The 12,409-nt window shown below is 62.8% G+C and carries 14 protein-coding genes; 4 read left to right on the plus strand and 10 right to left on the minus strand.

Annotation, left to right across the window (positions count from 1 at the left end):
* The 4 genes from EN884_RS01080 to EN884_RS01095 all read left to right on the plus strand — a co-directional run.
* On the plus strand, nt 1-196 hold a 196-nt coding region (locus EN884_RS01080; RefSeq protein ID WP_164894905.1), incomplete at its 5' end, for a hypothetical protein.
* A gap of 12 nt (nt 197-208) precedes the next feature.
* Nucleotides 209-940 carry a LamB/YcsF family protein gene (locus tag EN884_RS01085; protein ID WP_063167467.1) on the plus strand — a complete coding sequence of 244 codons (732 nt, stop codon included), beginning with the start codon at nt 209-211 and terminating at the stop codon, nt 938-940.
* A gap of 96 nt (nt 941-1,036) precedes the next feature.
* Entirely contained in the window at nt 1,037-2,419 is a 1,383-nt protein-coding gene (locus EN884_RS01090) for an aspartate aminotransferase family protein (protein ID WP_063167468.1), read from the plus strand.
* Nucleotides 2,416-3,084, plus strand: a complete 669-nt coding sequence (locus EN884_RS01095; protein WP_063167469.1) for a nuclear transport factor 2 family protein — start codon at nt 2,416-2,418, stop codon at nt 3,082-3,084. Before EN884_RS01090 ends, EN884_RS01095 begins: the two co-directional genes overlap by 4 nt.
* Before the next feature lie 109 nt (nt 3,085-3,193).
* On the opposite strand, the gene EN884_RS01100 is transcribed toward EN884_RS01095, so the two are convergent.
* The 10 genes from EN884_RS01100 to EN884_RS01145 all read right to left on the minus strand — a co-directional run bounded on the left by EN884_RS01100 (nt 3,194) and on the right by EN884_RS01145 (nt 12,396).
* Nucleotides 3,194-4,387, minus strand: a complete 1,194-nt coding sequence (locus EN884_RS01100) for an ABC transporter substrate-binding protein (protein WP_013533160.1) — start codon at nt 4,385-4,387, stop codon at nt 3,194-3,196.
* Nucleotides 4,388-4,429: 42 nt separating this feature from the next.
* Nucleotides 4,430-5,521: a branched-chain amino acid ABC transporter permease gene (locus EN884_RS01105; protein WP_063167470.1), complete on the minus strand. Its 1,092-nt coding sequence runs from the start codon at nt 5,519-5,521 to the stop codon at nt 4,430-4,432.
* A gap of 4 nt (nt 5,522-5,525) precedes the next feature.
* Nucleotides 5,526-6,431, minus strand: coding sequence for a branched-chain amino acid ABC transporter permease (locus EN884_RS01110; RefSeq protein WP_013533158.1), 906 nt, complete (start codon nt 6,429-6,431; stop codon nt 5,526-5,528).
* Between the two features lies 1 nt (nt 6,432).
* Nucleotides 6,433-7,167 (minus strand): ABC transporter ATP-binding protein, encoded by a 735-nt coding sequence (locus EN884_RS01115; RefSeq protein WP_013533157.1) that lies wholly within the window; start codon nt 7,165-7,167, stop codon nt 6,433-6,435.
* A complete protein-coding gene (locus EN884_RS01120; RefSeq protein ID WP_244514266.1) occupies nt 7,164-8,225 on the minus strand; it encodes an ABC transporter ATP-binding protein in 1,062 nt (353 codons plus the stop codon). The genes EN884_RS01115 and EN884_RS01120 overlap by 4 nt, the downstream gene beginning before the upstream one ends.
* On the minus strand, nt 8,164-9,135 hold the full coding sequence (locus EN884_RS01125) for a biotin-dependent carboxyltransferase family protein (protein WP_063167471.1): 972 nt from the start codon (nt 9,133-9,135) through the stop codon (nt 8,164-8,166). The genes EN884_RS01120 and EN884_RS01125 overlap by 62 nt, the downstream gene beginning before the upstream one ends.
* Nucleotides 9,125-10,000: a carboxyltransferase domain-containing protein gene (locus EN884_RS01130; protein ID WP_013533154.1), complete on the minus strand. Its 876-nt coding sequence runs from the start codon at nt 9,998-10,000 to the stop codon at nt 9,125-9,127. The genes EN884_RS01125 and EN884_RS01130 overlap by 11 nt, the downstream gene beginning before the upstream one ends.
* 9 nt (nt 10,001-10,009) lie before the next feature.
* On the minus strand, nt 10,010-11,374 hold the full coding sequence (locus tag EN884_RS01135) for an acetyl-CoA carboxylase biotin carboxylase subunit (protein WP_013533153.1): 1,365 nt from the start codon (nt 11,372-11,374) through the stop codon (nt 10,010-10,012).
* Complete coding sequence (locus EN884_RS01140) at nt 11,374-11,607, minus strand: acetyl-CoA carboxylase (RefSeq protein WP_013533152.1); 234 nt, start codon at nt 11,605-11,607, stop codon at nt 11,374-11,376. The genes EN884_RS01135 and EN884_RS01140 overlap by 1 nt, the downstream gene beginning before the upstream one ends.
* Nucleotides 11,608-11,673: 66 nt before the next feature.
* Nucleotides 11,674-12,396: a LamB/YcsF family protein gene (locus EN884_RS01145; RefSeq protein ID WP_024502406.1), complete on the minus strand. Its 723-nt coding sequence runs from the start codon at nt 12,394-12,396 to the stop codon at nt 11,674-11,676.
* Nucleotides 12,397-12,409: the final 13 nt, after the last annotated feature.

Raw genomic sequence — 12,409 nt, forward strand, 5'->3', positions numbered from 1 at the left:
CACCAAGGGTGCGGGCGAGGTCCCGATCCTGGCGGTGGGCGCGGCGATCGGCTGCGCTGTGGCACGCGCCATCGGCAAGCCGGTGCGGCAGCTGCCACTGACGCCGCCGCGCGTGCTTCGACTGCTGCATGAGCGCGAACCACCGCCGGAATTCCCGCACATCGCCCCCGGCTGGGCGTTGAACACTCTGGGCTGAGGCAAGTAAACCATGGTCACCCTGAACTGCGACATGGGCGAAAGCTACGGCAACTGGCGCTTCGGTGACGATGCCGGCATCATGCCTCATATCGATTGCGCCAACATCGCCTGCGGCTTCCACGCCTCCGATCCATGGACGATGCTGAAGACCGTGCGGCTCGCCCTTTCGCATGGCAAGCGGGTCGGCGCGCATCCCTCCCTTCCCGATCGTGAGGGGTTCGGCCGGCGCGAAATGAGACTTCAGCCGGAGGAACTGACAGCTGCCTTCCTCTATCAAATCGGTGCTCTGACAGGGATGCTGGCCGCCGAGGGCGGGCAACTCAGCCATGTCAAGCCGCATGGCATCATTTACGGCATGGCCGCGCACGACGTCGACACTGCCCGGGCAATTGCCGCGGCGGTCAAGCCGTTCGGCGTCCCTCTCTTCGGCATGGCGGGAACCTGTCACGAGACGGCGGCAGCCGAACTCGGCGTTGCCTTCGTGGGCGAGTTCTTTCCCGATCTTGCCTACGCTCCCGGCGGCAGCCTGATCATCCCGCGCGTCCAGTCGGCCATCGACCTGACGCTTGCCGAGCACCGCATGATGGGGGCGCTTACTCGAGGCGAACTCGTCACGACAGACGGCACGATCCGCCCGGTCGACTTCGACACCGTCTGCATCCACTCCGATCCGCCGAATGCGCGCGACGTCGCCGCGCTGATGCGGCGGATCATCGACACTCATTCCAACGGCCTGCCATGATTCATTCTCCCGAATCGTGAAAGCTCCACGCAAGGGACTCGAGGACTATCTCGAACTCACTGCCCGAACCATTTCTCCAAGCCGCTGAGGACTTCCATGGATGCGCTTTCCAACTCTCTCGCCGCCGCCGACATCGCCACCACCATGCACCCCTACACCAACCTGCGTCAGCACGAAGAAACCGGGCCGCTGATCATCAGCCGCGGCGACGGCATCCGTGTGTATGACGAACGCGGCAAGGAATACATCGAAGGGCTGGCCGGGCTCTGGTCGGTGGGCGTCGGCTTTTCGGAAAAGCGGTTGGCCGACGCTGCCTATCAGCAAATGCTGAAGCTGCCCTACTACCACACCTTCTCCTCCAAGGCGCATGAGCCATCCATCCGGCTCGCGGAGAAACTCGTGGAGATGACGCCGGAAAACCTGACGCGTGTCTTCTTCACGTCGTCGGGCTCGGAAGCCAACGACACCATCGTCAAGATGATGTGGTTCATGAACAACGCGCTGGGCCGGCCAAAAAAGAAGAAATTCCTGGCACGGACCAAGGGCTATCACGGCATCACCGTCGCCTCCGGCAGCCTGACAGGCTTGCCGGTCAACCATCGCGACTTCGATCTGCCGGCCATTCCCGTTCGCCACCTGACCTGCCCGCACTTCTATCGCTTCGGCATGGCAGGCGAAGACGAAGCCGCCTTCACGGCGCGCCTGCTCGCCGAGCTGGAAGCGGTGATCGCCGAAGAAGGGGCTGACACCATCGCAGCCTTCATAGGAGAGCCGCTCATGGCAGCCGGCGGCGTTCTGCCACCGCCGGTCGGGTACTGGGAAGGCGTGGAGAAAATCTGCCGGGCAAATGATATCATTCTGATAGCGGACGAGGTGATCTGTGGTTTCGGGCGGCTTGGTACGCCCTTCGGCGCTCAGAAATACGGCTTCACGCCTGATATCATGACGGTCTCCAAGCAAATCACGTCGTCTTATATGCCGCTTGCCGCCGTCATTTTCTCCGATGCGATCTATCAGGCGATCGCCGACAACACCGCCACGATCGGCAATTTCGGCCACGGCTTCACGGCGTCAGGTCATCCGGTCGCGACGGCAGTGGGTCTCGAAAACCTGGCCATCTTCGAGGAGCGGGACCTGATCGGAAACGCGGCCCGCCTCGAGACGTCGTTCCAGGCCGGCATCCGCTCATTTGCCGATCACCCGCTTGTCGGCGAAGCGCGGGGCACCGGTCTTATCGGCGCCGTTGAGCTGGTGGCAGACAAGGCGACGAAACGCCCCTTCGTCAAGGTTGGGCGCGCAGGGGGTATCGCAGCAGGCTTCGGCCACGAGGAAGGCCTCATCTTCCGCGCCATCGGCGATCAGCTCGCGCTCTGCCCGCCGATGATCTCGACAGAAGACGATGTGAAAGAAATCATGACGCGCATGGGCCGGACGCTTGAGCGCCTGACCGGTGCGGTTGCCAAGGAGGGACTTGAATGACCCGCATGAAAGCCGAACCGGTCGTCCATATCGACGACGAACGCTTTCGGGTCACCGAATGGCGCTTTGCCGCCGGGGCCGAGACCGGCTGGCACATCCATGGCCATGACTACGTCATCGTGCCGCTTACGGACGGCAAGCTCGGTCTCGAAGGCCCGGACGGCGCGCAGTCGCAAGCCGCCCTCACTCAAGGGGTGCCCTATTCGCGGCGGACGGGTGTGGCCCACAACATCATCAATGCCGGCGATGCGCCGCTGGCCTTCCTGGAGGTCGAGGTCGTTGAGGCCGGCGATCTCGCAGCCAGGCGGCTCGCCGTGCTTGACCGGTTCCTCGCTGCCTGGAACGCTCGCGATGTGGGCGCGCTGATGGACTGCATGGCTGAGAATTGCGCTTTCCACGGCTCGGCCGGACCCGATGCCGAAGGGCGCAAGCATATGGGGCGTGACGCCGTGCGCGCCGCCTATGCAGCGCTGTTCGATGCTTTCCCGAAGGCCGCGTGGACCAGGGGACGGCACGTCGTGACGGGCGACACCGGGCTTTCATCATGGCGCTTCGTCGGCACCACGGCAGCGGGGCAGCAAATCGAAGTCGACGGCTGCGATATCTTCGCTTTCTCGGGGGAGCTCATAGCGCTCAAGGATTCCTACCGCAAAGCGCGAGGGTAGCGAAAATCTGAATTCATCGGGCGACGAAGGGCGGTCCAAGCGGGCCGCCCTCGTTTTTTGTCCAAAGGCAAGATCCTACGAAAGGGCCGGGCTTACCCGGCCCATCTTCTTACTTGAGCAAGGCTTCCATCGGTACCGGCTCGGAAATCGTCCAGTTGCCTACAACACCCGGCTTGCCGGCCTTGGTCTCGACGATCAGGTACCGCGTCTGGTTCTGGTGATGCAGTTCCGGCGTGAAGGTACGAGGCCCGAACAGCGTCGGCTCGTTCTTCATCTTCTCCAGTTCCGCGACGACGGCGTCGGCATCGGTCGTGCCTGCACGCTCCACCGCCTTGGCCCAGACGTCGACCATGACGTAACCCGGAAAGACATACTGGCTCGAGGGATCGGCGCCTGTCTTCGCCTTGTAGGTGGCATTGAACTTCAGCACTTCCGGATTGGGATCGTCGCCATAGATCGATCCCTGAACGGGGACGTAGAAGTTCGTCAGATCGGGCACAGCGGATAGCCAATAGCTACCGTCGACGCCCGAGCCATTCAGGATCATGGAGTTGATGCCCGCGGCACGAAGCTGCTTGATGGCCGAAACAGCGCCCGGCATCATTGTGCAAAGCATGATCGCATCCGGCTCCTTCGGCAGAGACTTGATGCGGGTGATCTGCGCGGCGATGGAGGCGTCCTCGTTCTTGAAGGTGTCTTCACCGACAAGCTTCGCGCCCTGGGCTTCGAGCTTCGGCATCATCCAGTCGAAGCCGTCGCAGATGCCCTTGTTGTAGGCCGTCCAGGTATCGAGCAGACGGTAGAAGTCCTTTGCGCCTTTTTCCTTGAATGCCCACTCGGCCATGGTCGCGCCCTGCACGGGCGCCAGCACCGACGCGGAGAAGCTGTGCGGGCCGACACCCTGGATACCGGCCTTGACCGATTCCGCGCACAGGAAGAAGGAGATACGGCCCGCGTCCTCGGCCGCGAGCGCAGCCGGCGATCCGAAGTCGTAGTCGCACGAGACGACCACGAGATCCGCGCCCTGGTCGAGCACGGAGAGGCCCGCCTTGGCGCCTTCGGCCCGGTCGGACTTGGTGTCGGCCTTGACGACCTTGATCTGCTTTCCAAGCAGACCGCCAGCCGCATTGATCTCGTCGATGCGGATCAAGGCCGCCTCCTGCGCAGGCTTGTCATAGGCTTCCATGAAGCCCGACTCCGCAGTGGCGAAGCCGATGACGATGGTCTTGTCATCGGCCAGGGCCGGGTATGCGATGGACATCGAGGCCAGAGCGGTTGCGACAATTCTCATTTTGTATGTCATGCACGTCTCCTTTTTGTTTTCCGGTCGGGCTTGTGCCGCCGGTCACTTGTTGCGACTGCTGCGGGGTAAGGTGATCTCGCGGTTGCCCATGAGTCCGGATGGGCGAAGCGCGAGGATCACGATCATGATGACGCCGAGGGCTATTTCCTGAACCCCTTTCGGGAGGGCGAAAGTGGACTCGCCGAGCGATACGCCTGCCTCCAGCCAGCGCAGCGCCTGGATAAGGGCGGACAGCAGGACGACACCCACCACACCCCCCGACAGGCTGCCCATGCCGCCGACGACGAGCATGGAAAGGGTGATGAAGGTGAGACCGAGATAGAATGTGTCGGGTGTGACCACGCCGATGGAATGAGCCATGAGCGCACCGCCCAGCCCCATCACCGCGCCTGATATGACGAATGCCACCAATCTTTCCCTGGGAATGTCGATACCGGAAGCCGCGGCGGCGGTGGGCTCGTCGCGGGCAGCACGAAGGGCCAGGCCGGACCGGGAGATCGCGTGCGCCCAGGCGATGAAGATCGCGACCACGGCGCCGATGAGATACGGCCAGATCACGCGTACGATCGGAATGCCGACGACCGATGAGGTCGCTCCGGTCACGCTCTCCCAGTTGGAATAAATTGTGTTGATCATGGCGAGCATCGCGAAGGTCGCGATCGAAGCCGCGATGCCCGATAATCGCATCAGCACCCGCCCGAAGATGAGAGCGGCGAGGGCGGCGAACAATGCTGCCAGCATAGCCGATTGCCAGTACGGCAATCGGGTCGCCAGCAGCCATTCGGGCAGTCCCGGCAGCGAACCGCGTTTCATCATCGGATTGATGGTGAGCCACGCGGCCGCGTAGGCGCCAAGGCAGGTGAAGCCGATATGCCCGAAGCTGAGAACGCCCGAATTCCCGATAAAGATGTATAGGCCCACGACGAGGATGACACGGACGAACACGTCGATCACCGTCTGGTTGAAGGGCCGCGATCCGGTCATCACCGTGATCAGCGCGATGGCCAGCAGCAGCAGAGAAAGCAGGACCGGTGTCAGGATTGTGCGGCGGGCAAGCGCGAAGCGGGCGGGCTTTCGCTCGGCAGCCGGGGCACCGGCAGCGGTAGAGTTGGTGAGGGAGGCGACGACACCCATGAAATCAGATCCTTTCCTTGGTGCCGCGCGCGGCAATAAGCCCCTGTGGGCGGAAGAGGAGGACGAGGATGACCGCTCCATAGACAAAGGCATCGCGGAATGGCCGGGCGTCGATGGGCAGCATGACTTGCATGATCACCGAGGCGGCACCCAGCAGGAAGCCGGCGAGCACGGCTCCCCCGAGGCTGCCGAGGCCGCCAATGACGGTGGCGATGAAGGCCATCAACATGATCGAGGCGCCCATCTGGATGTCCAGCGTGCCTGTCTGGGCGCCAAAGATCAGTGCAATGGCGGCGGCCAACGCGCCGGAGAGGGCGAACGCGCCCATGATAACCCGGTTCGCACGCACACCCAGCATTCGGGCCATCGAGAAGTTCTCGGCCGCCGCCCGCATCTCCAGGCCGAAGCGGGTTTGACGCAGGAACAGTGTCAGGCCGATCAGGATGACCATCGTGGCCACGATCGTTATGAGCTGGAGGAGGGGAAGCCTGGCACCAAGGATCTCCACCGGCTGGGACAGTTCGGGCAGCAGCGAGATCGATTTCGGCCGACTGGAGAAAAGCATGAGCAGGAAGTAGCGAATGACGAAACCGAGCGCGAAGGAGGCGATCATCATGGTTGCCGGATTTGCCTGACGGAACCGCCTGAAGACGACGATTTCGCACAGCACCGACAGCCCGGCCCCGCAGAGGAGCACGAATGGCAACAGCAGGTACCACGGCAATTGGCCGGCGAAGACGATGGCCATTGCGTCCGTAGACGGCCATAACAGGGCGAAGACGCAGAAGGCGATGACGTCGCCATGCGCGAAGTTCACGAGCCGCATGACGCCGAAGATGAGGGCAATGCCGAGCGCCCCGAGCGCGTAGAGCGAACCAAGCGAGAGTGCGTCGAACAGGATCTGAAGCATCTCAATTGTCCTCGTAGCCGAAATAGGCAGCCTGGATCGCCTCGCCATTGCCGAGCGTCCGCGCGTCGCCATCGAGCACGATCTGTCCGCCACGCATCAGGATCATCCGCCCGCCCACCATCATCGCCCGGGCCGAGCTCTGCTCAACGATCAGGAGCGTGAGCTGGCGCTGCGCACGCAGCGCGATCAGCCGCTCGTAGACCTGGTCGTTGATGTTGGGGGCGAGGCCCAGTGAAGGCTCGTCGATGGCTACAAGCCGCGGATTGGTCATCAGCGCGCGGCCGATGACCAGCATTTGCTGCTGCCCGCCGGACAGCAATCCCGCCTGCCCGTGCCGCCTCTCTTTCAGCATCGGGAAGGTTGCGTAGACGGCTTCGAGTTCGTCGGCCGCTCGGCTGCGCCAGCCGCGTTCGCGGGCGTGCATGCCGGTTCCGACCAGAAGGTTCTCTTCGGTCGTCAGCGAGCCGAAGACATCGCGCCCCTCCGGCACCATGGAGAATCCGAGCCGGGCGATGTTCTCCGGCGCCTGGCCGGTGATCTCATGACCTGCAAGGTCGATCCGGCCGCCCGCCACCGGCGTAACACCGGCGATCGCGCGCAGCAGCGAAGACTTCCCGGCTCCGTTCGGGCCGGTGATGAACAGGATTTCTCCCTCGTCCATGGAGAAGGAGACATTGCGGACCGCCGTGAGACGGCTGTAGCGGATGGTGATGTCGGAAAGGGCGAGCAGGCTCATTCCATCGCCTCCAGCACAGGCAGGTCGGTGTTCGCGGCCGTGCCCATATAGGCGTGGCGCACCTTCTCGCTGTCGCGGATCGCGGCAGGCGGTCCTTCCTCGATAATCGCTCCGGAATCGAGCACGACGATATGCTGGCAAAGGCCGAGCACCAGCCCGACATTGTGCTCGATGAGCAGGACACCACAGCCGAGATCGCTGGCGATGTGTCTTATCAGGGCGGAAAGCTCCCGCGCCTCCAGTGCGCTCATGCCAGCCGCGGGCTCGTCGAGCAGGATGTATGCGGGCCGTCCCATCAGGGCGCGGCCAATGGCGACGCGGCGCTCGTCCGTGTATGGCAACGTTCCGGCGATGCGGGTACCCAGCGCACCGATGCCTATCCAGTCGAGCATCGCTTCCGCTTCGGCGATGGCAGCGCGCCGGCTCATTCCCAGGCCAACGCCGGTCACTTCCAAATTGTCCAACACAGGCAGGTCGCGGAAGAGCCGCCCACCCTGAAAGGTGCGGGCAATGCCGCGCCGCCGGACCTGATGCGGCTTGAGACCCGTGAGTGCTTCCCCGTCGAGCTTGATGGTGCCTTCCGTCGGTGCCTGGAAGCCGGTCAGCACGTTGACGAGCGTGGTCTTGCCAGCGCCATTCGGGCCGATGAGGCCACTGATGCGGCCGGGCGTAATTTGGAGGTCTACCGATGACAGGGCCTTCAGCCCCGCAAACGATACCGAGACGTTCTCCGCGCTCAGATGACTCATGACCCTTTCCTTCTTTCTACCGACGGAAAGGCGCGAAGCATCCGGCCTTGCGGCCAGCCACGTTGCAAATGTCTTCCCCTGTCGGTTCCGGCGGTCTCTAGCGGACTGCTCGGGTGCCAAATTCACGCCGTTGCCCGGCGTCGTCTTGTCGTTTCGCGCACCGGATTTTGTCTTCCGCCACGCGCGGTCGGTTTTGGCCGGCCGATCTCCTCGCCTCCGGCTCCTCCGCCGGCATTCCCGGCTGACGTCAGCCGGCCAGATGCCCTTCAGCACGCGCCAGCGCGGCGCGCTGTTCGGTTCGCGCGGCAAGCGCGTCTTCCAGCGTCACCGGGACGAAGCGCGCCGGGGTGTGCGGCTGGAGCTGGGCGATAAGGTCCATGTCGGCCGATATCACCACGCCCAGCATCATATACCCGCCACCCGAAACCGCGTCCCGGTGAAGAACGATCGGCTCAGTGCCACTCGGCACCTGGACGGATCCGTAAGGATAGCAGGCATCGACGATGTTCGAGGGGTCGGAGCCCGCACCGAAAGGCTGCTCGCGCTCGACGAATTCCAGCGGCGTTCCGCCGCGGAAGCGATAGCCGATACGGTCGGCTTCGGGCGCGACCTTCCAGGTTTCCTCAAAGAACCGATTGCCGGCAGCCTCAGTGATCCGATGCCAGTATATGCCGGGAAGCATTCTGAGTTCCGCCGGACTATTGCGCGCGCGGCGCAGATTTGCAGGCAGTGAAAGACCGGCTTTGCCGGAACCTTCGCCGAGGGGAAGCTCATCGCCCGCTTTCAGCGTGCGGCCCTGATGGCCGCCAAGCGCGCCCAGAATGTAAGTCGAGCGCGAACCGAGAACCACGGGTACGTCGATGCCGCCGGAGACGGCCAGATAAGCGCGCGCGCCGCCCTTGAGGAAGCCGAAAGAAAGTCGGTCACCGGCCTTCACCGGAAAACTTTCCCACGTCGACCGTTCCTCGCCATTGAGTTTGGGTGGGAGCTCTCCACCTGTGACGGCGACGACCGCGGATTGGGTGAATTCGAGTTCGGGACCCATGAAAGTGGCTTCGAGCACCGCGGCACCCGGATCGTTGCCGACAAGCAGGTTTGCGATGCGTGTCGCAAAGCGGTCCATGCCGCCGCCTTCTGGAATGCCGACATGATAGTGGCCGGGTCGGCCAAGGTCCTGCACGGAAGTGGAGAGGCCGGGAGAGATTACCTTAACGGCCATTGATAAGCTCCATCAGCTTTGCATTGGTGCCGTAAATGTCGCTGTTGAAATCCTTCAGGCTGAAGGTGCACTCGCGAACCGTCGGCTGCCACCGATTGGCTTCGATTTCCTCAAGCGTGGCGTCGTAGTCATCGCGGCCAATGGCCTTGAACTTGACGATATCGCCTGGCTTGAACAGGCACATGTCATCGGCGAGGTAGCGCACCTTCCTGGTCGGGTCGTAGATCGGGGCCGGGGTTATGCCATACATCTGGTAGCCGCCAGCGCCGCGTACCGAATAGATCGCTGCAAAGCAGCCGCCATGGCCAATGGTGAGCTTGGGAGTGTCGGTGCGTGGACGCAAGTATTTCGGCGCCTGAATCTGTTTCTTGCGCTCAACCATCTGGTACAGGAAGGGCAGTCCGGCGACGAAGCCGACCATCGATACGAACCAGGGCTGGCCGGAATAGGCCTCGATAAACTCTTCCACCGTGGCGTAGCCGTTGATGCGTGCCGAATATTCAAGATCGGTGGAGGAGGGGTCCTGATGGCGCTCGCGGAAGCGCAGGCAGGTTTCACGCGTCCATGGATCCTGGAAATAAACCGGCAGTTCGATGATCCGGGTCTTCAGCACCGGGTCCGACTTCGAGGCGGCCTCTTCCATCGACTTCAGTTCGCTGAGCAAATCCTGCGGCTTGACGATGTCGGGGTTGAAGCGAATCTGGAAGCTGGCGTTGGCTGGGCAGATCTCGGTGACGCCTCGGATGCCTGCCGTACGCACCGCATTGGTCATCGAAAGGCCGGTAAAGAAGGAGGTGAGCGACATTTCTTCGGACACCTCGCCGAAGATATGTTCGTCACCGCCGAAGTTGAATCGTATCGACATCGGTCCTCCTTAACCCGCCAATGCTGCGGCGTTTTCGATGAGCCAGCCTTCCAGCCAGCGGGTATGCACGTCTCCCGCCCGCATCGCCGGATCGGCGGCCAGCGCAAGAAACAGCGGCTTGGTGGTCTTGAGCCCGCCGATCTTCAACTCGTTGAGCGCGCGGATCAGGCGCACTATCGCCGCCTCGCGCGTCTCTGCATGCACGATCAGCTTGGCAAGCAGCGAGTCATAAAAGGGCGGCACCTGATAGCCTTGATAGAGCATCGAATCGAAGCGTACGCCCGGACCGCCGGGAATGCGAAGCTCGGCCACCTGCCCGGGGAATGGAGCGAACTCCTTCGCCGGGTCTTCGGCATTGAGCCGGACTTCGATCGCATGCCCTTTGACGGAGACATCGCTTTGCCGGATCCGCAGCTTCTCGCCGCCGGCGATGCGAAGCATCTCCGCAACGAGGTCGATGCCGGTGATCGCTTCGGTGACCGGGTGCTCGACCTGGATACGGGTGTTCATCTCGATGAAGTAAAAGCGGTCTGCTTCATCGTCGTAAAGATACTCTACCGTGCCGGCACCAGAGTATTTGACCGCCTTGGCCAAGGCGACCGCTGAAGCGCAGAGCTCTTCGCGCAGCCTGTCTGAAAGTGCGCGCGACGGCGCCTCCTCCCAAACCTTCTGGCGTCGCCGCTGCAGCGAGCACTCCCGCTCGTAGCAGTGGATGGCATCGCTTCCGTCTGCCAGCACCTGCACCTCGATATGGCGGGCCTTGCCGATCACCTTTTCCATGTAGAGACCACCATCGCCAAAGGCGGCGAGGGCTTCTGCTTCGGCCTGAGGAAAGGCTTGTTCGAACTCGGCAAGCGAGTTCGCGATGCGGATGCCCCGCCCGCCGCCGCCTGCCGCCGCCTTGATCATCACCGGAAAACCGGTTGCGGTCAGCACCTCGTGGCCAGCCTCGAGGCCCTCGACCCGGCCAGCCGAGCCTGGCACGACGGGGACACCTGCAGCGGCAGCGGCCGATCGCGCCGAGACCTTGTCTCCCATCATCCGGATCGCATCTCCCGACGGGCCGACGAAGACCAATGCAGCGCCTGTGACCGCGTCGGAAAACGCGGCATTCTCGGCAAGGAACCCATAGCCTGGATGAACACTGTCGCAACCGGTGTCGCGGGCAGCCTTCAGAATTGCTTCGACATTGAGATAGGACTTCTTTGCAGCTGGTGGGCCGATGTTGACCGCTTCGTCCGCAAGCTGGACGTGGAGCGACTCGGCGTCTGCGGCCGAATACACCGCCACGGTGGCGATCCCCAGATCTTGCGCGGCCCGGATGATCCTGACCGCTATCTCGCCCCGGTTGGCAACCAGAAGCTTTTTCAGCATCAGTCGAGATCCGCAATAGGTGCGCCGGCCATGATGGGATCCTCATTGTCGGCAATGAAGCGGATGTTCGTACCGGCCGTCTCGGCCCTCACTTCGTGGAACGACTTCATCACTTCGATGAGACCGATTACGTCTCCGGCGGACACCGCGTCGCCATCCGCCTTGTATGGCGGCTGGTCTGGCGAAGCGCTGCGATAAAAAGTGCCGGGAAGAGGTGAAAGAATCTGGGCCATAAAAAGCTCCGGAAAACTGCGGACAGACTAATCTGGAACCGCCCGCGCGGGCGGGTTCGGTCGAGTTCAGTGCCAGGGGGCGATTGCGGTGCGCACGGCCCGGGCTATTTCGATGGCGTTCGGCGTATCGGAATGCACGCAGATGGTTTCGCAGCGTACAGGGAAGAAACTGCCGTCCTCTGCCGTGCCCTCGCCCTCCCTGATGGCGCGTACGCACCGCTCGGCCATCTCTGCGGGGTCCTTGGCGTCATGAACGCGTGTCAAGATCAGCTTGCCGGAGGCATCGTAGTCGAGATCGGCATAGAACTCAGCGACAAATGGGATACCGCGCTCTTGATAGATCTTCTCATGCAGGGTGCCCGTCATGCCGAAGAGGGGTACGCCGAAAATCTCTGCCGCGTCGCACACGCCATGGGCTATTGCCTCCTGCTGCATGGCCATGAAGTAGAGGCTGCCATGCGGCTTGATGTGGTGGAGTTCCACACCCTCGGCCTTGAGGAAGCCGGCAAGCGCTCCCACCTGGTAAATGATGGTGTTTCTGACTTCTTCGCGGGTCATCCGCATCTCGCGCCGGCCGAAACCCTGAATGTCGGGCAAGCCTGGATGGGCGCCGATCTTTACGCCACTCGCCTTGGCGCTGCGGACGGCGGTGTGCATGTGATCCGGATCGGAAGCGTGAAAACCACAGGCGACATTGGCAACGTCGATGATGGGCATCATGCCCATATCATCGCCAACCTTGTAGAGGCCAAAGCTTTCGCCCATGTCGCAGTTTAGCGTCACCGCCATCACATTGTTACCC

Source organism: Mesorhizobium sp. M7A.F.Ca.AU.001.01.1.1 (assembly GCF_004022735.1).
In the GTDB taxonomy this organism is placed as follows: domain Bacteria; phylum Pseudomonadota; class Alphaproteobacteria; order Rhizobiales; family Rhizobiaceae; genus Mesorhizobium; species Mesorhizobium ciceri.